Consider the following 23,061-nt stretch of genomic DNA (forward strand, 5'->3'; position numbering starts at 1 on the left):
GGGGGCGGCTCACGGTGTGAACGGAGAGAGCGGTTCGACGGCGACGCGGTGCGCCGTGGTGCCCGTGCGCACGGTGATCACAGGAGTGGCCGGCGCCAGGGACCTGCCGCCGGCCACCCAGGCGTAGAACGCGGAGGCGTAGACGGCGGGATCGCACAGGTCGGGCCGCCCCTCGGGGTCCGCCACAGCGGACAGCCGCGCGAGGTCTCCCTCGCGGGTGCGCACGACACAGCGGTCCGGGCCGTCGACATAGGCGACCAACCCGCAGTACGGATAGCGGTCGAGCGCCTCCGACGTCCAGGCGGCCGCCGGGCCGAGCCGTGGGTCGTCCCCGGCCGCGCGCTGTACGACGACGTCGGCGACGCGCAGCCGGCCGGTCTCCCGTGTCTCCTCGTCCACCACTGTATGTGCGGTGTCGACCCGCTCCGCCGGGTCTTCCGACGGATCAGGCTCGTCGCCGACGGCTGCGTACCGGACGAGGGCGAGTTCCGGCGGATCCGTACTGATCTGGCGCACGAGGACGCGGATCGGCGCGGTGACGCGGGCGGGAATGTACGGCGGCAGCGGCAGCGGGTCGAGCAGCGCCGCGTGCCCTTCGGGCTCGGGTATGCCCATGAGGCCGTAGAACAGGCGGCGCAGCAGGGCAGCCGACTCTCCTGGTGAGGAACTGGTCTGCTCCGCCAGTTCCTTGCAGCGGCCGGGGTTGTGGGAGGTGATCGCCCGGTCGATCTGTGCGCGCAGGCTGCCGCGGCGGAGGAGACGGGGAGCCGTGCGTCCGAGGGCGGCCACCGGAGAAAGCGGGTCGAGGTCTTCCTGGGGAAACGCTCCGAGGAGGACGGGGATGCCTATGGACGCCGCGTAGTAGGTGACGCTCGAGTGGTCCCCGAGGACGCAGTCGGCAGCGATCAGGGCTTGTCTCCACCCGTCGAGTGGCGGGATCGCCTCGAGGCCGGCTCGCCGCGCGTTGTCCAGCCACGCGCGGATCTGGCCAGGGCCGTGGCCGTACCAGATGTTCGGATGCAGAACGGCAGCCGTCCGGTACTCGTCGACCGGTAGTTCCGTCGCCAGACGCGACAGCAGCCAGGGCAGCAGATCATCCGCACCCGGCTCGCCGGCTCCTCCTGTCCCGGCACCGCCGAAGAGGGATCGCGGCGCCCAGGTCGAGCTGACGACGATCAGGCGCCGGCCGGGCCCTACGCCCAGTGCACGGCGGAAACGGTTCCGTTGGGGCAGAGCGGCGAGGATACGGTCGTAGCACGGGTCTCCGGCGAGTACCGCGGTGGGCACCGCCTCAGGGCAGGCCGAGCGCAGCCTCTCCAGTTGTTCGGGGTGGGAGAGCACCGTGGCGGTCGCGAGCGGGCGCCCGTCCTCCAGGAGCCAGTCCGGCGCCAGGCCGAATACCGGTGTCCGGTGTCCGGTGTCCGGTGTCCGGTGTCCGGTGTCCGGTGTCCGGTGTCCGGATGTCGCCAGTCTCTTATTATACCCCATCCCGTGGGACAAAATGGTCAACTTTCCGCGTATCAGGCCCAGTTCGCCGCCATAGCTCGCGGCCACCGCCAGATCGAACTCCGTTTCCTTCGCCTGTTCCCAAGGGAGGACAGGCAGCCCCGCCTGAGCCAGCAGTTCGGGCACTCCGGCAAGGAACGGAGAGGAACCCGTGCAAGTGGCGAACAACTGCACGCGAACATCGCTGTGGAAGAGCGGAAGTACGTCCAGCAGGCGAGTCGCGGACGTCACGTTGTGCACGATGAACAGAACGCGACGACAGCCCACGCGTGTGACCCACCGCTCCGCGTCCTCGCCCACCGGTACTCGCAACCGTGCCATCCCGTCTGTCACTCCGGCTCGTTCTCCTGACTTGATCGACTCTGTTCATCCTGTCGTCCCACTGGATGCTATCTGGGTGCACACTGCGAAAACCGGGAGGTGGGAAACGCCCCTGCAGACATCAATCAGGGCGAAGCGGTCCTTAGTCGATCCGATCCAACTCGGCCCCAAGACGTTCGGCCTCGGCTTCGGCTTTTCGCAGCCTTCGCTCCAAGGTGGACCGTGAGGGTGCGGTGCTCGCCGTCTTCTCGGGCTGTCGCTGCCGGGGGACAAGCCATCCGACACGCTCGTAGGCCAAGATCATCCGAACTTGGGGACAGGAATAACAGAGCCGCTCAGGCTCCGGCGTCGGCCAGCCGTCCGCGAGCATCCGTCGGGTGTGCTCCCGATCCCGCTCGGTCTGCAGTTCCGGGTTCACGCGCCAGATGTCCTCGAACTCGGCGGACATCTGCTGGACTCGTTCCGGAGCCGCACGACGAGGCCCAGAAGCAGGCACCCAATCGAGACTCGGGGCGATGGCCTCCTCCACGTGACCGCAAGCCAGCGTCACCTCCCAGAACGCGGAGGTGTGAGGCTCATCATGGCGGATCACCGACCAAACCCTGGGATCCGTGTCGTCCGGCGGCTCGACCGGGTCGGCGGGAAACGTCACCTCCCTCCGCTCTCCCCACTCGGCGATCACACGATAAGGCGGCGGAGGGGAGTCGTCGTGATGACAGATCATCTGCCCAGGCGGCAGCGGTGAGCGGTGATCTTTCCACTGCGCCTCGTGCGGTGGGGTGCCGTCTTCGCGAGTGGGGACCTCGGGGATGCAACCGCAGTCAAGCTGAACGCGCCACCGGAACACGCGGGACAGATCCGGAATTAGGAAGTCCCAGAGCACCCGCGGGATGTACCCGCGCATTTCGGCGACCTCCGCCTCGCACTCCCGCAGCACCTCCTGGCGTGGCCTGGCCTTGCCTGGCAGCCGCTGCGCGGTGGGGGTGCTCGGCGGCGGTCGGTCCTCCAGGAGAAGATGGCGACTACTGGTTGAAGGGGCACCCATGGCCTCTCCCTCTTCCTTGCCCGGCGCTGCCGTTCGTCGCCCCGAGCGGACTGTGTGCTGCGGCCAGGCACGCTACAGAGCCAGCCGCACTGTCAGGGAAATGTCGCCCCTCTTCACTCGCGTGGGTGACTGTTCGCAGGCGTCGAGTCTTCAGGATCCACAGGGCTTGCTGTCAGGTGCGGGCCGGGCGGCCGGGGCTGTTCACGAACTGCACGTCCACGATCACCGCGGTCTTCGCGTTCGTCCTCACGCGGCCGTTGCCTTGGTCTTCGCGCGGGCCTGTTGCAGCAGTTCCAGCGCCTGGTCGATCACGCCCTCGGAGTCCTGGGTGCGGTCGATCTCGCTGAGGACGATCCCCCAGATTGCCCGCGATCCCGCCGCTTCCGCCTCGTAGTAGGCGTCGCGGACGCTTTCGCGGATCGGGTCCTCGCTGAAGGTGGCGTAGATGCCGACGAACTGGCGCACCATGAGCCCGCTGGCTTGCCGCGGGTCGTAGACGACGTGATGGCCGTCGCTGCCGAGCCGGTGAGTGAAGTACTCATCCGGGCCGAGCGGGGCCTGTTCGATGTGGAGGTGCTGGTTGCCGAGCCCGTCGGGCAGCTGTCCGAAGTAGTCGCACATGCGATCGCGGAAGGCATCGAAGCCGTCACACGTGGTCGACGTCGTCATACCGTCACCTCCGCCGGCTCGCTGAGGAGGTTGCGCATCGCCGTTTCGACGGCGGCCTTCGGGGACCCGCAGACGATCACGTGGACGATCACCTCGTCGGCGAACTTCTCCACGGCTGCGGAGCACGAGCCGAGTTCCCTCATCTTGATGCGGAACGTCTCCACCTCGGCGATGGCGCGTTCGGTGATCGCCGTGGCTTTCATGCCGCCATCTCCGGAAGATTGAGGTACGCGGTGCGGACGTTGACGAGCTGGGCGTGGGCCTCGCGCAGGGAATCGACCCGCTTCTGCAGGCGGCCGATGACCATCTCCAGTGTGTCCGGGTCGAGGTACTCGATGTAGTGGTCATCGATGGCCTCAATGGCGACGAAGGGCAGCCTCTCCGCTGGCCGTGCCGAGAAGGGGCGGGACTCGATCTGCCAGCTGAGGAAGCGGAAGTCCTCCGGTTTGCCCGTGTCGCACAGCGGGCCGTAGAGGGGCAGCTCGCCGGCCGTGCCGGGGATGTTGCAGTAGATGTCGTGCGGGTGCGTGGGCGTGTTGCTGTCCGCCTCGTGGTCGACCGTGCAGCTGGGCATGCAGGTCGCGGTCACCTTGTCACCGGTGACGGCGCTGGTGAAGGTGAATGTGCGCCGGACAGCGGACGCTCCCACGGCGGGCTCACTGTCGGACGGGGCTGCAGGGACGGACTGGAGCCGGGCGGCCTGGCCAGCGCTCCCGGGAGGCTGGGCGGTGTGGCTCTCGTGACCGCCGTCGCTGGTGGCCGTTGGTGTGTTTTTCATGTTTCGTCTCCTCCATTGCGGGAGTCGGGCTATGGCCTCGCCTCCGGTGTTGAACCCACCGGCCGGGACCCTTGCTTTGGTGATACGCGCCCTGCCGAACGGGGTCGAGGGAGCTGTCCCGTTCGAGGGGGGCCAGGCCCGGACTAGGCTTTTTAGAGGTAACTGGTGCGTAAAATGCGCTGTTTCAGTTGGCGGGGGGACTCCCTGGGGACCTCCCTGCCAGCTCTAGGCGGCCCGGGCCGGCAGGAGCGACCGGGAAGCGTGACCGGGGTCGTTGATGTCTCATGCGAGACGTCAACCCCCTTGTGGAGCCCGTGTCTTTGGAGATGTCGGCACTGGTCGTGGAGGATGCTGCGGACGAGGGCGGGGTGATCCACTAATACGAGCGGCTGCTGGTGCTCGCCGAAAGCCTGCTCCAGCTCGTGGGGCTGGCGGGCGGCCTGGACGGCGCCGAGGAGGTGCTGCGTGCCCAGGGCGCCGAGGCCAGGGGCCCGGCGCGATGTCGAGAGCCCGGGCGCCGCGATGGTCGCAGCCGACCATCGCCTATCGCTTCCGCGCCTGCCCCGAGTTGCAGGTCCAAGCCAGGCCTTGTTGAATGCCTACAGTCCGATCCTGCTCAGCCGGGAATCGCGCCCCCGCTCCACCGGGACGGCCCCTGGATCCCGCAGGTGACGGCGATGGGAGGCCACAGGGAGGCCGGACGCCTTTGGACCAGATAGACACGGCAACATGGGCCAGAACCCCGCATGTGTTCTGATCAGGCAAAACTGGATCCTGAGGCACAGGGCGACACCCCGCGTCACGATCACTAGTGTTCTCGTAATGCGTAGGTCTCGGGTTCGAATCCCGAAGGCGGCTCTGATGAACCCCAGGTCAGGCTTCTGATCTGGGGTTTTTGTTTTGCGGTCCTGTCCGGGCGGGAGTGGCGGGTGCAACGGCCTGCTCGGGCTCCGTCGGCCAGGACGTGCTGTCTCCGTGGTGTTCCGGGCTCTCGTGTCTTCGGCTGTGCCGGACGTCCGGTGGTCGGAGTCTCTAGAGTGCATGATCGTCGGGCAGTGTGGGCAGGGCGCACTGGATGGTCGAGGGGGCTGTTGTGAGGGTCGAACTTCCGCCGGAGCCGGTGCACTTCGTCAACCGGGACGAGGAGCGGGAACGTGCCGTGCGAGCGGTGACGGAGTGGCGGAGTCCGTCCCGCCCGCTGGTGCTGGCGTTGAGCGGGCCGGGCGGTCTGGGGAAGACGGAGCTGGCCGTCCTCATCGCCCGCACTCTGCGCGACCGATACCCCTTCACCGATGGTGTGCTCTCCGTCGATCTCGACGACTTCCGGGCGGGCGGCGTGCTGGACCCCGGTGATGTGCTCTCCCAGTTGCTGCATTCCCTCGATGTGTCGCCGGACCAGGTGCAGGCCCAGTACGCGGCCCGGTGCAGGCAGTACTGGAACAGGACCTCCGACGCGAAACTGGTCCTGTTGCTGGACAACGCGCGCTACGCCTCGGAGGTCGTCCCCCTTCTCCCGGCGTCGGGTGACAGCGTGGTCGTCGTCACGAGTCACGGTCCGCTGCACGACCTCGAAGCCGGCGCCGCGGTGGATCTGGCGCTGCCGCCGCTGGAGGAGCGGGCGGCGACGGAGCTGCTGGAGCTGATCGCCGGCGACGACCGGCTGGCCGCCGACCCGGAGGCGGCGCGGGCGGTGGTCCGGTTGTGTGACGGGCTTCCGGCGGCGCTGCATGTCGCGGGCCGTTGGGTGCGTGCACACCGGCTGCGTCCGCTGTCCCGTCTTGTCACCGACCTCCAGGCCGAGTTGGACGAGAAGGGCGTGTCCGGCGTGGAGCACATCTGGGACTCGGCCTACGCCGATCTGTCCCGCCCGGCGGCCCTGCTCTACCGCTTGCTTCCGCACCATCCCGGCGAGACGTTCACGCTCCACTCCGCCACCGCGTTGTCGGGGCTGGGACCGGAGGCCTGCCAGGACGCCCTGGAGGAGCTGGACCGGGCCGGGTTATTGGACCTGCGTCTGCTGTCGCTGACGGAAGCCGGTCAGATGAGGCTGCCGGGGCCGCAGCGCGGGCACGCCCTGCGCCGGTCCCGCCGGGAGGCGGCGGCGGGGGAGGTGGCCGAGGCACAGGTGAGGCTGGTGCGTTGGTTCGTACGGCAGGCTCAGCTGGCCGACCGGTTCACGGCGGGCCGGCGGCTGACCGTCGTAGAGATTCTCGACCCCGTTCCCGGTGCGCCGGATGTTCCGCTGGAGGATCCGGAAGCGGCCGTCGACGACGAAACCCGTGCCCGACGGGCCCAACGCGCGGCGCGCTGGCTGGACGAGGAACGCCATGTGCTGTTCGCGTGCTCGCGCCTGGCCCATGGCCGGGGGATGGACACCGAGGTCGTGGCCCTGTCCGAGCCCGTGTGGACGCACGCCCTGGACCGTCCCCACCGGTCCGAGGTGAACGAGGTCTTCCGACGCGCCGTCGACTCGGCGGTCCGGCACGGGGGGAACGCGGCGTGGTTGGTGCGTACGCGCTGCCAGTTGGCCAGGCCGTTGTGGGAATCGGGAGAGCTGGGTCGGGCTCAGGAACAGATCGACGGCGCCATGTCCGCCGTTGAGCTGTTGGGGGACTCCGAACGGGACCGCAAGCTCGCCGCGTCCGCCGTCGAGTTCCGCGGCATGCTCAAGGGCGCTCGGGGTGAGTGGAGTGAGGCCCTGGCCGACTTCGCCGCCTCCCGCGACCTGCATCGCGCGATCCCCAACCCCTACGGCGTCCTGCTTCAGACCTATCGGATGGGCGAGGCGGGCGCGAAGGCGGGTGACCTCGAGACGGCGTATCGGCTGCTGTCCGAAGCGCATACCGGGTTCGTGGAGAAGGGACGCGAGAGGCTGATCGGACGCTCGGCGTTCGCCCTCGCCGGTGTCCTGCACCGGCTCGACCGCACGGACGAGGCACGTGAGCTGTACCAGCAGGCGCTCGGACGGGCCGACCGACGCCGCTCGGGCTTCGATCTGGCCCGCGTCCACGACGCACTCGCCGAACTGGACACAGCCGAGGGGCACCTGGCGCAGGCGGAGGAGCACCGAACGGCGGCCCGGGCCCTCCGGCGGCGCAATGGCCTGGCCTAGATCACCTGTGTTGCCTCGGTGTCCGTGGCGGGACGGAGGGCGATGCGGAAAGTCCGTTCTCCGATGAGGCAGTTCAGCGCGGTGCGGCCGTCCGGGGCCGGCTGAGGAGAGATCAGCCGGGCGTGTGCGGCCGACAGCGCGATGGCCGGGTCGAGTTGTGCGGTCAGGCCGCCCTCGGGCCGCGGTTCGGCCTGGACGACGTACGACTGCTCATGACCGCGGACTCGGAGCAGACACGCGCCGGAGCGCAGCAGAGCCCCGGCCGACCGGCAGCCCGGGTAGGCGGACAGGGCGTGGCGAGTCCACCCGTCAGCGGTCCAGGCCAGGTCGACGGGAGCGGCGGATCGTGGGAGTGAACGACGGTACAAGAGCCCCGCGGAACGGGTGAGTTGCTCGGGTGCGGTGCCGTACTCCACGGCCAGGTGATGGCCGGGCAGCCCCGTTCCCGCCGGGTGCCGGGTGATCCGTAGGCCATCTGCGGCGGTCACCACATGGACGTCGAATGCTGTGGGGACGCGCGGCGCGGGCGCGGGCGGGGGCAGCAGTCGGGGTGTGACGTCGTGCGGACGTGGCGTCAGACCGAGCAGGGTGTAGACCTCGGTGCGCAGGCGCTCCGCGGCCTCACCGTCGAGCGTGAAGGCGGCCTCGGCGGCGGCGTGCCCGGGGCCCGGCCGGTATGCCTCCAGCGCGTCCGTGATGTCCTCGGCGCGTCCCAACTGCGGTATTCGGTCCAGGAGTACGCCCATCGGGCTGCCGGGGATCAGTTCGCCGCCGCCTCGGTGGACGCTCGCGACGGGGCGGTCCCCGGCGGCGCAGTAGTACAGGGCCGCTGATCCGTGGTCGGTGACCAAGGCGTCGGCGGCGATCAGGGCGGAGGCCCACTCCTCGTGCGGATCCGGGAGGACCATTCCCGCGTCGAGGGCCGGGGCCAGACGTTCGGTCAGGTCGTACGTCCCCAGCAGGCTGCGCTCATTGGGATGGATCACCAGCGCCAACTGGTATTCGTCGTACGGCAGTAGGGCCGCGAGGCGGGCGGGCAGTCCGGGGTGTTGCCGGATGAGGGACTCGGGGCCCCAGGTGGAGACCAGGATCAGCAGTTCGCGGGCCCCGGTGCCCAACGCCGCCCGATAGCCGTCGCGCAGGGACAGCGAGGCGAGGACGCGGTCCAGCGTGAGATCGCCGATCACCTTCGCGTGCCGGGCGGCCCGCGGGTTCGTGGCGGCGAGCCTGGTGACCTGATCGGGATGGGCCAGGGCGTGCAGCGCGATCGGACCGTCGTCGTGCGCTCGGCGCAGATACGTGGGGTCCAGTCCGGACGCCGAGTCGGCCGAACCCTCGCCGGGGATCGACTTGTTGAAGCCCGCGCCATGCGGCAGGAGGACGTGCGGGCCGTGCAGCAGTCTCAGGTCGCCCTTCGGGCTCGCGGCCATGACCAGGTCGTACGTGCTACCGCACGCCTCGCTCCACGGCACCGTGCGGCCCCCGTGGGCGTCGATCGCGGAGAGGGTGTCGGCGCCGAAGTCGGAGCCGGGAACGAGGGTGAACAGGCGGGTGATCCGCTCGTCACCGGCGAATATGGGGAGAGCGTCGAGCAGGCGGTACAAGGCCACCGCCGACCGAGCCGCAAACAGCACCGCGCGCCCGTCGCCCGTCGCCCGTCGCCCGTCGCCCGTCGCCCGTCGCCCGTCGCCCGTCGCCCGTCGCCCGTCGCCCGTAAGTCTCCAGTCTATCGGGAACCGGCGGGCGGAAAGCGCTGTTTCCGCAGGTAGGAGTGGGTTCACTCGCGTCGTCGGGCGACATGATCCGATCCTATCGCGAGGTGTTCGACGACCGCGGAGAGTGATCCGCGCCGCACATTGGGCAAGGGCGGTGTGGCATGCCGTGGCGGATCGCGAGGATGGCGGCATGAGTGACTGACGGCGGCACAAGTGACTGGGGAATCATGAGTGACTGGGCAATCGCACTGATCGCCGCCGGCTCGGCGATCGCCGGCAGCGCCGTGACCGGCTGGTACGCCCGCGGTGCCGGCATCCGGCAGGCCGCCGCGGCGCGCCACGCGGGGGACCGTCAGGCCGACGCGCTGCTCGAATCGGTCGGTATGACGCTCCGCGCCGAGTCCGGCCACCGTGAGTTCGCCCTGCGTCGCCAGACCTACGCGGAGTTCCTCGGAGCCGCGGAGACCAGGATCCTCACCGAGCGCAACGGGCGGGGTCAGCCCGACGACGACGTCGCGCTGCAACGCGCGTTGGGCGGAGTGCTCCTGGAGGGCCCGCCGGACGTCGCCGCCGCGGCACAGCACCTCGTCGACTGTCTGCGACGCCATGAGCGGCCGGACGAACTCACGCGCGCAAAGCTGGCCTTCGTCTCGGCGGCGCAGGAGTCATACCGTTCCCGGTGACCTGACCTTCAGGGCGCAGCCGCCAGCCCGGTCCCGCTGACCCGGCCTTCAGGGCGCAGCCCCCAACCCCGCATCCCGGGCCAGCAGCGCCGCCTGGACGCGGTTCTCGCATTGGAGCTTGGTCAGGATCCGGCTGACGTACGTCTTCACCGTGGCCTCGCTGACGTGGATCCGTAGCCCGGCGTCGGCGTTCGACAGGCCCTCGCCGAGCAGCGCGAGTACTTCGAGCTCCCGCTCGCTCAGGGACGCCAGTCGCCGTCGTGCTTCCTCGCTGCGTGCCGCCGCCTGCCCGGAGGCGAGTGAGTCGACCACGTGTCGGGTGGCGCCGGGGGAGAGGTATGCGTCCCCGGCCGCGGCGGCGCGTACCGCCTGGATCAGTTCGCCAGGCGCCGAGTCCTTCAGGAGGAACCCGGCGCCGCCGTGGCTCAGGGCGCGCAGGACGTTCTCGCGTTCGCCGAAGGTCGTCAGGATGAGGGGGCGTACGGTCGGCGCGGCGCGGCGCAGTTCGGCCAGGGCGGACAGGCCGTCCAGCACCGGCATCTGGATGTCGAGGAGGGCCACGTCGACGGCGTGGGCGCGGACCAGGTCGACTGCCTCGCGGCCGTTGCCGGCCTCCGCCACGACGTCGATGTCGTCGGCGGAGGTGAGGATCATCCTGATGCCCGCCCGGATGAGCGGTTCGTCATCCGCGACGAGGACCCTGATCACAACACTCCCGCAAGGGTTTTGGTGAGGACGCGTAGGACGCCCCCACCCTACTCACGGCCAGGGCCCGCCGGATGACTAGGACTTGACCGTGTACGACCGCTTCTCGATCAGCTTTCCGTCCTTGAAGCAGAACCGGAAGAGCGGCTCGTCATCCAGGTCGTCCGATATCTCCGTCGACAGGAGGACCAGGCAGGTCGCGTCCTTCGGCTTCGCGGGCCCCTTGTCGCGCAGGCCGTCGGTCAGGAACGACTTGCCGTCCGGCAGCTTGTCCCGTACGGCGGTCTCGGATTCGCCGACCTTCACCGATCTGTAGACGGACGGTTCGATCATGGCCTTGCCGCCCTCGTCCCACAGTTTGGCGACGCCCCAGACGGCCAGCGCTCCGAGACCGACGACGATGACGAGTGCGACACCGCACCCGATCGCGATGCCCTTCTTCTTGCGTCCCATGGCGAGGTCGAGCTCCTTCTGCTTCTCCGGCGGACCGGACCAGTCGATGACCGCTCCACCGTCGCCGAGCCGCACCCCCTCGCTCTGCCCCCGGAAGTCGTTCGTCGCTTCGACGAACGTCGTCACCGGCCCAGGGTCCTTTCCGTCGTGCGGCGGCTGAGACCCGTACGGCAGCACGCCCGCGACCCGGAAACCGCCGCCCGCCGCCGTCCCGGCGTGCACCATGCCGCCGACCAGCCGGGCCCGTTCCTCCAGCCCGGTCAGCCCCTGTCCGCCGCTCACCACGTGCCGCCGCCCGCCCCCGGCCATCACGGGCACCGGCCCGTTGGCGACCTCGACGACCAGCGAGTCCGGCTCGTAGCGCAGCTCTACGACGATCGCGGCACCCGGCGCATGCTTCAGCGCGTTGGTCAGCGCCTCCTGCACGATCCGGTACGCCGCATGGTCCGCGGCCGGAGCCAGCGTCCGCGTCTCACCCGCCCGCCGCAGCTCCACGGCCGCCCCCGCGCCCCGCGACGCCTGGACCAGGCCGTCGATCCCGGCCACGCCCCTGGCCGCTGTCGCAGCCTCGGTCTCCCGCTCCTGCGCGTGCGTACCGTCGTGCAGGATGCCGACGGCCTCGCGCAGCTCGTGCATCGCGGCCACGGACGCCTCGCGCAGTACACCGACGGCCTCACGCTGCCCCTCCGTCAGCGTCCGGTCCACCTCCAGCGCGCCGGTGTGCACGGCGATCAGCGCCAGCTGGTGGCCGAGGCTGTCATGCATGTCCTGGGCTATCCGCTGGCGCTCCCGCAGACGCGCATGGGACGCGATGATCTCGCGTTCCCGCAGCAGTTGGGCGTTGTGCTCGTGCAGCGCGTGCATCAGTGTGCGGCGCTGGGTGCGGTAGCGGGCGGCGAGGCCGGGCACGACGGTCGTCGCCAGGAACGCGAGGGTGGTGAACACCAGCGTCGGCACCACCGAGAGCACGGCCCCCTCCTGGAGGACGGACAGCCCCGCATAGAGGACGTACGAGACCGCGAACGCCGCCAGTGCCCGCCGCGGCGCCTTGATCCGCGGGCCGGCCGACCAGCCCGCGATCATCAACAGGACCCAGAATCCGGTGAGTACGCCGGCGAGCGCGCCCGCGAGCACGAGCACGCTCGCCGGGAGCGCCCGCCGCAGCAGCGACATCGCGGCAGCGGCCACCGCCACGGCGACCGTCGGCAGAATGCCGTCGTCCACCACGCTCAGCACCCCGAACAGGGCCGCCACGATGGCCAGGACCGTCTCGCCGACGATCCGCCGCCGGGACCACATCCCCTTCGCGACCAGGCGTTCGAGGACATCGCGGGCCGTCGTCGTCACATTCACACGCCAACGGTAGGGGCCGGCGCCCGGGCCCACAGCATCCGTTCGTCGCACCCGCGTCCGACGAAAGTCGTACCCGGGCGGCCGAGCCACTCCCTCACTTCGTGCAGGCCGGATTCCCGTCGGGCAGCCTGCCGGACTCCAGGTACGCGTTCACCTTCGCGTCCACGCAGGCGTTGCCGTACGTGCCGTACACGCCGTGGCCGATGGCTCCGTGCAGGGTCAGCAGACGGGAGCCGGTCAGCTGACGGTGCATGGCCCTGCTGCCCCGGTAGGTGGTGGCGGAGTCGCCGGTGGCGGAGACGATCAGTGCCGGGGTGTCGTTCGCGATCCGGGTCGGCCGCTCCCGCGGCGCCTTGGGCCAGAAGGCGCACGGGGCGATGTTGTTGGTGATCGGGCCGAGGAGGGGATGGCGGTCCCGGCTGCGCTCGATGTCCCGCCAGTAGACCTCGGGATCGCGAGGCGCGGCCACGTCGCCGCAGATGATCGCCGCCGCGGGGCTGCCGTAGTGCGAGCTCGCGGAGTCGAGCACGAACTGAAGGGAGCCCTCCAACTCCGGGGTCGGCGCGACGGTGATCCCCCTCGCCGCCTTGTCCAGGACCCGCACGGCGCCCGAGAACGCGGCCCGGTCGCCCTCGAGGTCGCTGCCGACGCCGTTCGAGATCAGATACGGCACCACGTGCTCGTCGACCTCATAGGAACCGACGCGCAACGGCCGGTCGGTCGCCGCCCCGACGATCCGCCGCACGGTCGCGAGCACGGCGTGCCGACTCGCGCCCAGGCCGTAGGCCGCGTGCCGTGCCGCGGCCCAGGACGCCCATGCGCGCAGCGCCTGCTCCGTGGGGACCTCCCTGCCCTGTAGCAGTCGGGGGCCGTACGTGCCCGGATCGCCGGCGCTGTCGAGCACCATCCGGTCGGTCCGGCCGGGGAACATCTGCATGTAGACGGCGCCGAGATAGGCGCCGTAGGAGTACCCGAGGTAGGAGACCCGGCGCTCGCCCAGCACCGTGCGGACGATGTCCATGTCGCGGGCGGTGTTGCGGGTCGTGGCGTACGGCAGCACATCGCCGTGCCGGGCGGCGCACCGCTCGGCCAGATCCCTCTGGTAGGCGACCTGCCGGTCGAACGCGGCCCGGCCGGTCCCGGCCGAGCGGACCCAGATGCCGGTGGGCCAGCCGCAGTCCAGTGGCCGGCTGCGCCCCACGAACCGTGGGTCGATGCCGATCAGGTCGTACCGCGAGCCGACCTCGCCCATGTACGCACGTGTCTCCAGCGGCATGCCGAGGGTCGGCTCGGCGGGGCCGCCGTGGTTGAGCATCAGGGTGCCGATCCGGTGCGCGGGGTCGGCCGCGGGTAACCGCGACAGGGCGATCTCCATCGTCCGTCCCGTCGGCCGGCTGTAGTCCATGGGGACGGTGATCCGGGCGCACCGGGCTCCGGCACGGTCCAGTGCGGTACCCACCTCGTCGTCCGCGCCCTCGCGGCACTCCGTCCAGGTGACGTGCTGGCGGTGGTAGGCGGCGAGTTCCGTTCCGGGGTCCTCGGTGGCGTGCGCCGCTGTGCCCGAGGCAGCAAGGGCCAGTACCCCGGCGGCTGCGCCCAGGCGCTTCGCCAGAGTGCACCAAGGCAAGGCACGGGTGCGTGTTTTGCGGGTTTTGTTCGTCATGACGGCGAAGCTAGGACCGGCGTGCCGGGGGAACAATGGGGCAGACCGGCTTGCGGTCGGAGGTGGCGGATGAGTACGGATGGTGGCGGGTATTCCGGTACGCCGCTGGTCAAGAAGGTCGGGATCAAGGCCGGGCACCGGGTCGGGCTGCGGCATGCGCCGGACGGTTTCGAGATCCCGGGGCTGCCCGACGACTGTGAGCTCATCGCCGGTGGTCCGCGCGGAACCGATGTCACCGTCGCCTTCTACCGCGAGCACGCGACGCTGCTCGCGGAGGGGGCATCGCTGGTCCGTGACCTCGCCGACGATGCCCTGCTGTGGATCGCCTGGCCCCGCAAGGCCGCCGGGCACCAGAGTGACATCACCGAGAACGCGCTGCGGGACCTCTTCCTCCCGCTCGGCGTCGTCGACGTGAAGGTCGCCGCGCTCGGGGACGACTGGTCGGGGCTGAAGTTCGTGCGCCGCCGGGAGAATCGGCGCCGCTGATCATTTCGCGTCCGCGTAACACTCCACGACCGCCGTGGTGAACGGAAACCGCACCGGTGTCCGACCGAACGTCAGCCGTCCCGCGAGGTCCGACGCCTCCCGGATCGCCGCCACGACCGCCTCGGCCTCCTCCTCGGGACAGTGCACGATCACCTCGTCGTGCTGGAAGAACACCAGCTCGGCCGACATCCGCGCACACGCCTGTCGCAGCGCGGCGAGCAGCAGCAGGGCCCAGTCGGCGGCGCTGCCCTGGACGACGAAGTTACGGGCGAAGCGGCCGCGGGCACGGGCGTTCGTGGAGGCATAGCCCGGTACCCAGCCGTCGCTGCCGGACGGCGCGTCGACCGGGTCGTCCTGCGGAATCCCAGCCTCCTCCGTCATGGCGTCGGTCGCGCCGGCCGCCGGCGGACACGTACGCCCCAGCCAGGTCCGTACGAGCCGCCCCTCCTCGCCCTCCCGCGCCGCGTCGTCGACGTAGGCCACCGCCTTGGGGAAGCGGCGTCTGAGGGCGGCGAGGTTCTTCAGGCCGTCGCCGGACGTCTGTCCGTACACCGCTCCCAGGACGGCGAGCTTGGCCTGGGCGCGGTCGCCGGAGAAGGCGCGGTCGGAGACGGATTGATACAGGTCGGTCTCCCTGCCCGCCACCTCCATCAGCCCGGGGTCGCGGGAGATGGCGGCGAGGACGCGCGGCTCCATCTGGTCGGCGTCGGCGACGACCAGCCGCCAGCCGGGATCGGCGACCACCGCGCGCCGGATGACCTTGGGGATCTGGAGGGCGCCCCCGCCGTTGGTGACCCAGCGGCCGGTGACGGTCCCGCCCGCGAGGAACTCGGGCCGGAACCGGCCGTCACGGACCCAGTCCTGGAGCCAGGACCAGCCGTGGGCGACCCAGATGCGGTACAGCTTCTTGTACTCGATCAGGGGCTTCACGGCCGGGTGGTCGATGGACTCGATCTCCCAGCGGCGGGTCGATCTGATCTTGATCCCGGCCTGCGCGAAGGCCTTGACGACATCGGCCGGCAGGTCGGGGCGGACCCGGCGCCCGAAGGCGGCCGACACCTCGTCCGCGAGCTCGGCCAGCCGCCGCGGCTCACCACCTCCCGCATACCGCTCGCCGAGCAGTTCGTGCAGCACCCGGCGGTGGACGTCGGTGCTCCACGGCAGCCCCGCCCGGTTCATCTCGGCGGCGACCAGCATCCCCGCCGACTCGGCGGCCGTCAGCAGCCGCATCCGCTGCGGGTGCGCCGCCCGGTCGTGCCGGCGCTGCTGCTCGGCGTAGACCTCGACGAGGTCGGCCAGCGGCACATGTGCGGACTGCGGCTCGAAGAGGGGGGACTGCGCGCCGGGTTCGGCGGAGCGCTGGGGCGGATCGGGCGGTACGGGGCCGCCGCGCAGCCGGGCCAGCGCGGCGGCCGCCGAGCGGGGTTCGCCCAACCGGCCCTCGTGGCCGAGCAGGAGGGTCTCGGCGTCCTCGATGTCGTAGCACCGCTCCACTCGCACCCCCGTGGCGAGCAGGCGCGGATAGACCTCGGCGGTGGAACGCCAGACCCAGCGCGTGACCTCCGGCCGGCCGCGCACCGCCGCGGCGAGGTCCGGTTCCCGCACGACCGGTCCGGCGGGCAGCCCGTCAGGGCCGAGGGGGGCGAGCTCCGCGCCGCCGTCCTCGGCCGGAGCGAGCGCCCACCGGTCGGTCATGCTGCGAGTGTGGCACCCGGGTCTGACAACGGCCTCAGCCTTGGGCTTCGCCTTCCTCGGCCGCCTTCTCGGTGCTCTGCTCACCGATCTTCAGGAACTGGGCGAGCAGTTCGAGGATGTACTCCTCCACCGCCTGCTTGGTGAGGCCGAGGCCGGACAGGACGCCGGTGCCGTTCTCGTGCTCCAGCAGGGCCAGCAGGATGTGCTCGGTGCCGATGTAGTTGTGACCGAGGCGCAGAGCCTCACGGAAGGTGAGCTCCAGGACCTTCTTGGCGTCGGAGCCGTAGGGGATGAGATCCGGGACTTCGTCGGCGGCGGGCGGCAGCGCCGCCATGGTTGCCTGGCGGACGGAGTCCAGGGCGACGCCGTGGACCGTGATCGCCTTCACGGCCAGGCTGTCCGGCTCGGCCAGCAGCCCGAGGACCAGATGCTCGGGGCGGCCCTCGGTGTTGCGGGCCGCGATGGCCGCGTTGTGGGCGGCCATCACCACGTTGCGGGCACGCGGTGTGTAGCGGCCGAAGCCCTGCTGCGGGTCGAGTTCGGTCGACTCCTTCGGCACGAACCGCTTCTGCGCGGCCTGCCGGGTGACGCCCATGCTCTTGCCGATGTCGGTCCAGGAGGCGCCGGAGCGCCGGGCCTGGTCCACGAAGTGGCCGATCAGATGGTCGGCCACCTCGCCGAGGTGCTCCCCGGCGATCACCGCGTCCTGGAGCTGCTCCAGCGGCGCGGCGTGGACCTTCTTGATGGCCGCGATGAGTTCGTCGAGACGTACGGATGACGTGATGGTCGGGTTCGTCGACATGTGTCAACCGTAGGTTGCGCCCCTATGGGTGTCAACCCGCGGTTGACACTCCCCGTACGCCTACTTCGGGGACGAGGCGACCAACCGCACCGCCAGCCCCGTGAACACCGTCCCGCTGAAGATGTTCAGTCCCCGGGCCACCCGCCGGCTCCGGCGCAGCAGCGTCGACAGCTTCCCGGAGAGCAGCCCGATGGTCCCGTCCACCGCGAGTCCCATGACCACGATCGTGGCCCCGAGGACCAGGAACTGCCCCGGCACATGCCCCAGTTCCGGATTCACGAACTGCGGCAGAAAAGCGACGTTGAAGAGGATCACCTTGGGGTTGAGCAGATTGGTCACCGCTCCCTGCCAGAACGCCCGACCCCGCCCGGCCGCGGCATCCTGTCCGTCCTCCACCGGCACCGCCCGGTCCCGGAACGCCTTCACCGCCAGGTAGAGCAGATACGCCGCACCCGCCCAGCGCAGTACGTGGTACAGCGTGGGCAGCGCCAGGGACAGCGCGGACAGACCGAGCGCCGCGGCGACCGCGTGCACGAACATCGCGCACGCCACTCCGCACGCGGCCAACACCCCTGTCGCGGGACCGCCACGGCCGCCCATCGCCACGATGAACATCATGTCGGGGCCGGGAGTGACACAGAGCGCGAAGGCGGCGACCAGATACGCCGCGTACAAGGACATGTCCACCATGCGCGCCATGCTTGGAGCCGCGGGGCACGGCGTCGACCGAGTTTCGGTGCGTGAGACGGTCCCATGGCACGATCGCCGGGTGAGCAGCACGTCCAGCACCGTCGAACGAGCCTTCCGGTCCGCCCTCTACGGCGACACCGACACCGCCCTCGACACCGGCGCGTCCCTCCTCGCCGCCGACCCGGGCGCGGACGCCGAACTCGGGCGGCGGGGCGAGGAGTTCATCGCGGCGGCCTGGCGGCGCGGCTGGCAGCCCGCCGACGTCGTACGCCTCGTACGGCGTGAGCTGGACGACGTACACGAGCGCCTCGTGTCGGCCCTCATCCGGTCGCAGGCGTCGTACGACCGACCGCGCGGCCCCCGCTGGACCGCACAACTCGACGAGCTGACCGCCGAGGACCCGTCCCGCACCGACCGCTTCTCGCACGCGACGGCCGTCCTGGAGCTGTACCGGCTGCTGCTGCGGCTGCCCGCACTGGAGCCGCTGGACGAGCCGCAGCGGCAGCAGCGGCCCGAGTCCCGCATGCTCACCCGGATCCGTGCCCTGCTCGCCAAGGCGGAGGCGACCGGGTTCCCCGAGGAGGCGGAGGCGCTCAGTGCGAAGGCGCAGGAGCTGATGGCCCGGCACAGCATCGACGAGGCGCTGCTGTCCGCCGGGTCGCCCGCGGCGGACGCGCCGGGCGCCTGCCGGATCGGGGTCGAGCCGCCGTACGAGCAGGCCAAGGCGGTGCTGCTGGACGCGGTCGCCACCGCCAACCACTGCCGGGCCGTGTGGAACGAACCCCTCGGCTTCTCCACGGTCGTCGGCTTCGAACCCGACCTGGAGGCGATCGAACTCCTCTACACCTCACTGCTCGTGCAGGCGCAGACCGCGATGACGAAGGCGGAGGCCGCCCAGCGTGCGGGCGGACGCAAGCGGACCAAGACCTTCCGGCAGTCCTTCCTCGCGGCCTACGCCCACCGCGTCGGCACCCGCCTCGCGGCAGCCGCCGAGACCCAGGTGACCGGCGACCTGCTCCCGGTCCTCGCCTCCCGCGAACTCGCCGTCACCGGCCGCCTCGACCGGATGTTCCCGGAGACGACCACGACCCGGCTGCGCGGGGTCAGCGACGAGGCGGGCTGGACGGAGGGCGCCCAGGCGGCGGACCGGGCGCAGGTCGGCCGCCACAAGCCCCTGCGCTGACGTCTCAGTCGCCCGTCCGCTCGAAGGGCCCCACCGAGGCGTCCGGCGTGCCGCTCGCCGTGTCCTTCAGCGCGACATCGCCGTAGGTCCACGGGAACTCCTGTGTGTCGGCGCCGCCCGGCAGGGAGACCTTCAACGTCTTCACGGCGAGGCTGCTCTCGCCGCCCTTCTCGCCCCGCACATAGGTGATCGTGACGGATGTCGTCCCGTCCTTGGCGAGGGTCTGCTTCGTGGCCTTCGCGGCCTTGTCCACCGGGACCGTGCTGGAGGTGCCCCCGGCGGACAGGTCGATGGCCGGGAAGCCGTCGAGGACGCACTCGGCGCCGCGGTTGGTGATGGTGACGGGCACGTTGCCCGTGTCCCCGGCGGCGGGCGCGGCGTTGGCGGGCCCGACCTGGATGCCGACGTCGTCGATCGTGCAGGCCGAGGCGGCCTGGCTCGGGTCGCTTTCGCCGCCGTCCCCGCCGTCGTCGCTACATGCGGTCAGGAGTAGGGCCGCGGCAAGGGCGGTGACGGCGAGAGGTGTGGCGCGCATGGGGTTCCTCACGGGCGTGGGCGATCGCGTGCATGGATCATCACGCATGAAGCTGAGACGCGGTTGCCGACCCCCGCCCTGGAATCCCCGGGGCCTCCCGGGGATTCCACGGGAGGCCCCGGGAATCAGCCGAGGCTCGCCGTGGGGAGCCCTGAAGGCAGCTGTCCACCCTCTGCCTTGGTGTACGTCTCCTCGCCGAGCCCGTTCTTCCACGTCACCTTGAGCGTCGTCCCGTCGACGGAGTCGACCGTCCCCGCCGCCCGGTCCCTGCTGCCGTCGGTGCACTTCAGCCGGATCGACTGCGTGCCGGACTCCTCGCCCGCGCTCCCGCTGCACACGGTCCCGCCGGTGGCGAAGAGCCCGGCCTGTGTGCCGGTGATGACCAGCGCGACGGCCTGGCCGTCGGTGGTGGCGAGCCAGCTGCCCGCAAGGTCGTCGGACGCGGACGCGGACGCCGACCCGCCGGTGCCGCCGCCCGTGTCCGCCGTTGCCGTCGCGGAGGCGGACGCGCTGGGGTCGGGCGTGGAGTCGTCGTCCGAGCCGCTGCCACCGCAGGCGGTCAGCACCAGCGCCCCCACCACACCCGCGACCGCGAGCCGCACGTTCGTCACCGAAGTCACTGCAAGCTCCCAAGCTCTGGCCGGAAGGATCGCAGCAAGCTACCAGTACTTGCCGGTACGGGTTCCTACCAGGAGGACTTCCGGACCCCCGGCAGGTACCCCGCGTGCGCCTGTCCACGCAGGTTCACCCGGGACAGCCCGAAGGCGCGGAAGTAGCCGCGGGGCCGCCCGTCCACGCTGTCGCGGTTGCGCACCCGAGTGCCGCTGGCGTCGCGCGGCTGCCGGCGCAACTTCTGCTGGGCGGCGAGTCGTTCGGCCTCCGTCGAGGACGGCCGCCGGATGATCTCCTTCAGCTCGGCCCGGCGCCCGGCGTACCGCGCGACGATCTCCTGCCGCCTGTCGTTCTTGGCGATCTTGCTCTTCTTCGCCATCAGACCTTGACCCCCCGCGCGCGGATACGGGCCACCGCGGCCTCGATACCGATCGTGTCGACGGTCTTGATGCCCTTCGTGCTCAGCCTCAGCCGGACGTGGCGGCCCTCGGCGGGCAGCCAGTAGCGCTTGGACTGGATGTTCGGGTCGAAGCGACGGGAGTGCCGCCGGTGCGAGTGGGAGATCGTGTTGCCGAATCCGGGCCGGGCGCCGGTCAGCATGCAGTGGGCGGACAAGGGTGACGCACCTCTCTCGATGACGTAGTGCAAATGGAAGTCGTTTTCAGTAAGATACCAGCATGGCACGCAACGAACTCCGACCGGTCATCAAGCTCCGGTCCACGGCGGGGACCGGCTACACGTACGTGACCCGCAAGAACCGCCGCAGCGACCCGGACCGTATGACCCTGCGCAAGTACGACCCGGTCGCGGGCCGCCACGTCGACTTCCGAGAGGAGCGCTGAACCACCGCCATGCGCAAGGAAATCCACCCCGAGTACGGTCCCGTCGTCTTCCGCGACCGGGCCGCCGACCATGCGTTCCTGACCCGCTCGACGATGACCAGTGAGAAGGTCATCGACTGGGAGGACGGCAACACCTACCCGGTCGTCGACGTCGAGATCTCGAACGTCAGCCACCCCTTCTACACCGGCACCGCCCGCGTCCTGGACACCGCCGGCCGCGTCGAGCGCTTCGAGCGCCGGTTCGGAAAGAAGGGCTGATGCTGTCCGTCGCCATCGTCGGCGGGCTGCACGCCGACGCCCGCAAGGCGGCCGTCGAGCAGCTGCTCGCCGACGTGCCCGGCAGCGTCGTACTCCACCACGACCTGGCGACGGCCACCGCCGGCACGGTCGTACGAACGGTCCGGGACGCCACCGGCATCCTGTCCGCCGGCGAGGCCCCGCTGGTCAACGACTGTGCCTGCTGCGCGCTGCGCGAAGACCTGGTGCCCGAACTCCTGCGCCTGAGGGATGCCGGGACCACCCGGCTCGCGGTCGTCGAGCTGTGGGAGTCCGTCGAGCCCAAGGCGATGGCCGAGGTGGTCGCGGCCGGCGGGCTCACCGTCACCGGCGTGATCACCGCGGTCGACCCCGCGCTGCTGCTGCCGTACCTCGGCAACGGCGACGACCTGACCGAGCGCGACCTCGCCGCCGCGGCCACCGACCAGCGGACCGTCGCCGACACCTTCGCGCGCCAGCTGGAGTACGCCACCGTCCTCGCCCTCGTCGACTCCCCGGAGGCCGACGACGAGGACCGCGAGCTGCTCGCGCAGCTGCACCCGACCGCCCGCCAGGTCACCGTCGGCCACGGCGACCCGGCGGGCGCCCAGTCCCCGCTGGCACACGCGGCCCTCGCCGGTTTCGATGTCGAGGCGGCCGCGGCGGCCCAGCACCCGGCGTGCGCCCTCCTCCCCGCCGAGGCCGACGCGCACGGCGTCTCCACCCTCGTCTGGCACCGCCGCCGGCCCTTCCACCCGGAGCGGCTGTTCGCGGCGCTGGAGGACCTGACCTGCGCGGCCGCCCGCAGCCGGGGCCGGTTCTGGCTCGCCGACAAGCCGGACACGCTGCTGCACTGGGACGCGGCGGGCGGTGCCCTCTGTGTGGAGAGCGCGGGCCCCTGGCTCGCCTCGCTGCCGGACGCGGCCTGGGAGATGGTGCCGCCGGTGCGCCGCGCCGCCGCCGCGCTGGACTGGCACCCCGAGCACGGCGACTGCTGCCAGCACCTGGTCTTCACGTCCCCCGGCCTGGACCGCGACGGACTTCAACTGCTGCTGGAGTCCTGTCTGCTCACCGACGCCGAGTACGCCGCCGGGCGGGACGCATGGCAGCAGCTGCCGCCCGCCTTCGACACCTTCCTGGAGGTCTGACCCCCATGGCCCGCAAGCCCGAACGCAAGCCCGCCAAGAACCGCCCCAACCCGCTGGACCAGGCCAGGGTCGAGTACATCGACTACAAGGACACCGACCTGCTGCGGAAGTTCATCTCCGACCGCGGCAAGATCCGCAGCCGCCGCGTCACCCGTGTCTCCGCCCAGCAGCAGCGACTGCTGGCCCGCGCGATCAAGAACGCACGGGAGATGGCGTTGCTGCCGTACGCGAGCCGCTGAGGCCTGACCGCAGGGGGGGACGGAGGCGCGGGCCCCAGTCCGTCCAGGCCCTGGCCGAGCGCGCGCTCGGGCCGGCAGCGCAGCTACCGTCTCGAAGCGGCCCCGCTCGCCGAGGTACAGGACTGGCTCCATCCGTACGAGCGGTTCTGGCGCGGTCGTCTGATGGAACTCGGCGAGCTGCTCGACCGTATGCCCGACGATGACGCGACATGAGCACCGCACCGGATGACGACCTCCGGGTCACCCCGATCTGCTCGTGCAGTGGCAGATGCAGGGGTCGGAGGACTTCCGGCTGAGCGTCCACCGGGCCGACGACGATCCTGGCAACCCGACGGACCGGACCATCACCGGGACGCTGGAACAGGAAGGGCGCGGAACGCGTCTGTTCCTAGTACACGAGGGATTCGACCCGGATGGCCCGGCGCAGCTGATGGCACGGAAGATCATGGACGGCGGCCGGCGGTCGCATGTCATGCGATCCCTGGGGCAGACGCTGGAAAAGCTTCGGTAAGCGGTCGTCCGGGCTGTAACCGCAGGAACACCCCCCGTGCACGTGCATCTGCCCATGCGT

Annotated in this window: 25 protein-coding genes and 1 pseudogene; 10 read left to right on the top strand and 16 right to left on the bottom strand. The window is 70.8% G+C overall.

Going from position 1 to position 23,061, the window contains the following annotated elements; genetic code table 11:
- Nucleotides 1–9 precede the first annotated feature (9 nt).
- The 5 genes from ACIHFB_RS23900 to ACIHFB_RS23920 all read right to left on the bottom strand — a co-directional run bounded on the left by ACIHFB_RS23900 (nt 10) and on the right by ACIHFB_RS23920 (nt 4,319).
- Complete coding sequence (locus ACIHFB_RS23900; RefSeq protein WP_400127835.1) at nt 10–1,827, bottom strand: hypothetical protein; 1,818 nt, start codon at nt 1,825–1,827, stop codon at nt 10–12.
- Nucleotides 1,828–1,969: 142 nt separating this feature from the next.
- The gene (locus ACIHFB_RS23905; RefSeq protein ID WP_400127836.1) at nt 1,970–2,872 is read right to left on the bottom strand and encodes a hypothetical protein; all 903 of its coding nucleotides are present in this window, start codon (nt 2,870–2,872) and stop codon (nt 1,970–1,972) included.
- Between the two features lie 246 nt (nt 2,873–3,118).
- Complete coding sequence (locus ACIHFB_RS23910; protein WP_365273089.1) at nt 3,119–3,541, bottom strand: hypothetical protein; 423 nt, start codon at nt 3,539–3,541, stop codon at nt 3,119–3,121.
- The gene (locus ACIHFB_RS23915) at nt 3,538–3,744 is read right to left on the bottom strand and encodes a hypothetical protein (protein ID WP_365273092.1); all 207 of its coding nucleotides are present in this window, start codon (nt 3,742–3,744) and stop codon (nt 3,538–3,540) included. Before ACIHFB_RS23915 ends, ACIHFB_RS23910 begins: the two co-directional genes overlap by 4 nt.
- The gene (locus tag ACIHFB_RS23920) at nt 3,741–4,319 is read right to left on the bottom strand and encodes a DUF6907 domain-containing protein (protein ID WP_365273095.1); all 579 of its coding nucleotides are present in this window, start codon (nt 4,317–4,319) and stop codon (nt 3,741–3,743) included. Before ACIHFB_RS23920 ends, ACIHFB_RS23915 begins: the two co-directional genes overlap by 4 nt.
- A 1,093-nt stretch (nt 4,320–5,412) precedes the next feature.
- Here ACIHFB_RS23920 and ACIHFB_RS23925 point away from each other — a divergent pair.
- Complete coding sequence (locus ACIHFB_RS23925) at nt 5,413–7,431, top strand: NB-ARC domain-containing protein (protein WP_400127837.1); 2,019 nt, start codon at nt 5,413–5,415, stop codon at nt 7,429–7,431.
- On the opposite strand, the gene ACIHFB_RS23930 is transcribed toward ACIHFB_RS23925, so the two are convergent.
- Nucleotides 7,428–9,041 carry a translation initiation factor 2 gene (locus tag ACIHFB_RS23930; RefSeq protein WP_400127838.1) on the bottom strand — a complete coding sequence of 538 codons (1,614 nt, stop codon included), beginning with the start codon at nt 9,039–9,041 and terminating at the stop codon, nt 7,428–7,430. The two genes, ACIHFB_RS23925 and ACIHFB_RS23930, sit on opposite strands and share 4 nt — an antisense overlap.
- 332 nt (nt 9,042–9,373) lie before the next feature.
- Here ACIHFB_RS23930 and ACIHFB_RS23935 point away from each other — a divergent pair, with 332 nt between their 5' ends.
- Complete coding sequence (locus ACIHFB_RS23935) at nt 9,374–9,829, top strand: hypothetical protein (RefSeq protein ID WP_400127839.1); 456 nt, start codon at nt 9,374–9,376, stop codon at nt 9,827–9,829.
- Nucleotides 9,830–9,877: 48 nt separating this feature from the next.
- Here ACIHFB_RS23935 and ACIHFB_RS23940 read toward each other — a convergent pair whose 3' ends face one another.
- From ACIHFB_RS23940 to ACIHFB_RS23950, 3 genes are all read right to left on the bottom strand, one after another.
- On the bottom strand, nt 9,878–10,537 hold the full coding sequence (locus ACIHFB_RS23940; RefSeq protein ID WP_365273107.1) for a response regulator transcription factor: 660 nt from the start codon (nt 10,535–10,537) through the stop codon (nt 9,878–9,880).
- A gap of 75 nt (nt 10,538–10,612) precedes the next feature.
- The gene (locus ACIHFB_RS23945; protein ID WP_400127880.1) at nt 10,613–12,286 is read right to left on the bottom strand and encodes a sensor histidine kinase; all 1,674 of its coding nucleotides are present in this window, start codon (nt 12,284–12,286) and stop codon (nt 10,613–10,615) included.
- A gap of 148 nt (nt 12,287–12,434) precedes the next feature.
- On the bottom strand, nt 12,435–14,003 hold the full coding sequence (locus ACIHFB_RS23950; protein ID WP_400127840.1) for an alpha/beta hydrolase: 1,569 nt from the start codon (nt 14,001–14,003) through the stop codon (nt 12,435–12,437).
- Between the two features lie 69 nt (nt 14,004–14,072).
- Between ACIHFB_RS23950 and ACIHFB_RS23955 the strand changes: the two genes are divergently transcribed.
- Nucleotides 14,073–14,489 (top strand): DUF3052 domain-containing protein, encoded by a 417-nt coding sequence (locus ACIHFB_RS23955; protein ID WP_400127841.1) that lies wholly within the window; start codon nt 14,073–14,075, stop codon nt 14,487–14,489.
- Here ACIHFB_RS23955 and ACIHFB_RS23960 read toward each other — a convergent pair whose 3' ends face one another.
- From ACIHFB_RS23960 to ACIHFB_RS23970, 3 genes are read right to left on the bottom strand one after another with little or no spacing between them, the layout of a single operon-like run.
- On the bottom strand, nt 14,490–16,184 hold the full coding sequence (locus ACIHFB_RS23960) for a bifunctional 3'-5' exonuclease/DNA polymerase (RefSeq protein ID WP_400127842.1): 1,695 nt from the start codon (nt 16,182–16,184) through the stop codon (nt 14,490–14,492). It lies immediately after the preceding gene.
- Between the two features lie 34 nt (nt 16,185–16,218).
- Nucleotides 16,219–16,986 carry a Clp protease N-terminal domain-containing protein gene (locus ACIHFB_RS23965; protein WP_365273118.1) on the bottom strand — a complete coding sequence of 256 codons (768 nt, stop codon included), beginning with the start codon at nt 16,984–16,986 and terminating at the stop codon, nt 16,219–16,221.
- Between the two features lie 60 nt (nt 16,987–17,046).
- On the bottom strand, nt 17,047–17,676 hold the full coding sequence (locus ACIHFB_RS23970) for a LysE family translocator (protein ID WP_400127843.1): 630 nt from the start codon (nt 17,674–17,676) through the stop codon (nt 17,047–17,049).
- Between the two features lie 79 nt (nt 17,677–17,755).
- On the opposite strand from ACIHFB_RS23970, the gene ACIHFB_RS23975 reads away from it, so the two are divergent.
- Complete coding sequence (locus ACIHFB_RS23975) at nt 17,756–18,859, top strand: DUF2786 domain-containing protein (RefSeq protein WP_400127844.1); 1,104 nt, start codon at nt 17,756–17,758, stop codon at nt 18,857–18,859.
- Nucleotides 18,860–18,863: 4 nt separating this feature from the next.
- Here the strand turns inward: ACIHFB_RS23975 and ACIHFB_RS23980 are convergent, their stop codons facing one another.
- The 4 genes from ACIHFB_RS23980 to rpmB all read right to left on the bottom strand — a co-directional run bounded on the left by ACIHFB_RS23980 (nt 18,864) and on the right by rpmB (nt 20,621).
- A complete protein-coding gene (locus tag ACIHFB_RS23980; protein ID WP_400127845.1) occupies nt 18,864–19,394 on the bottom strand; it encodes a DUF4232 domain-containing protein in 531 nt (176 codons plus the stop codon).
- A gap of 125 nt (nt 19,395–19,519) precedes the next feature.
- The gene (locus ACIHFB_RS23985) at nt 19,520–20,014 is read right to left on the bottom strand and encodes a hypothetical protein (protein WP_400127846.1); all 495 of its coding nucleotides are present in this window, start codon (nt 20,012–20,014) and stop codon (nt 19,520–19,522) included.
- Nucleotides 20,015–20,079: 65 nt separating this feature from the next.
- A complete protein-coding gene (gene rpsN / locus ACIHFB_RS23990) occupies nt 20,080–20,385 on the bottom strand; it encodes a 30S ribosomal protein S14 (protein WP_400127847.1) in 306 nt (101 codons plus the stop codon).
- On the bottom strand, nt 20,385–20,621 hold the full coding sequence (gene rpmB / locus ACIHFB_RS23995) for a 50S ribosomal protein L28 (protein WP_210593305.1): 237 nt from the start codon (nt 20,619–20,621) through the stop codon (nt 20,385–20,387). Before rpmB ends, rpsN begins: the two co-directional genes overlap by 1 nt.
- 62 nt (nt 20,622–20,683) lie before the next feature.
- Here rpmB and rpmG point away from each other — a divergent pair, with 62 nt between their 5' ends.
- From rpmG to ACIHFB_RS24025, 6 genes and pseudogenes are all read left to right on the top strand, one after another.
- The gene (gene rpmG, locus ACIHFB_RS24000) at nt 20,684–20,848 is read left to right on the top strand and encodes a 50S ribosomal protein L33 (RefSeq protein ID WP_152776507.1); all 165 of its coding nucleotides are present in this window, start codon (nt 20,684–20,686) and stop codon (nt 20,846–20,848) included.
- A gap of 9 nt (nt 20,849–20,857) precedes the next feature.
- Entirely contained in the window at nt 20,858–21,106 is a 249-nt protein-coding gene (locus tag ACIHFB_RS24005) for a type B 50S ribosomal protein L31 (RefSeq protein ID WP_365273137.1), read from the top strand.
- Entirely contained in the window at nt 21,106–22,251 is a 1,146-nt protein-coding gene (locus ACIHFB_RS24010; RefSeq protein WP_400127848.1) for a GTP-binding protein, read from the top strand. Before ACIHFB_RS24005 ends, ACIHFB_RS24010 begins: the two co-directional genes overlap by 1 nt.
- Nucleotides 22,252–22,256: 5 nt before the next feature.
- A complete protein-coding gene (gene rpsR / locus ACIHFB_RS24015) occupies nt 22,257–22,490 on the top strand; it encodes a 30S ribosomal protein S18 (RefSeq protein ID WP_365273143.1) in 234 nt (77 codons plus the stop codon).
- 63 nt (nt 22,491–22,553) lie between these two features.
- Nucleotides 22,554–22,703, top strand: a pseudogene (locus ACIHFB_RS24020) (transcriptional regulator); the annotation flags it as partial.
- 43 nt (nt 22,704–22,746) lie between these two features.
- Entirely contained in the window at nt 22,747–23,001 is a 255-nt protein-coding gene (locus tag ACIHFB_RS24025) for a hypothetical protein (protein ID WP_400127849.1), read from the top strand.
- Nucleotides 23,002–23,061 lie beyond the last annotated feature (60 nt).

This window comes from Streptomyces sp. NPDC051963, from assembly GCF_044593495.1.
GTDB lineage: Bacteria > Actinomycetota > Actinomycetes > Streptomycetales > Streptomycetaceae > Streptomyces.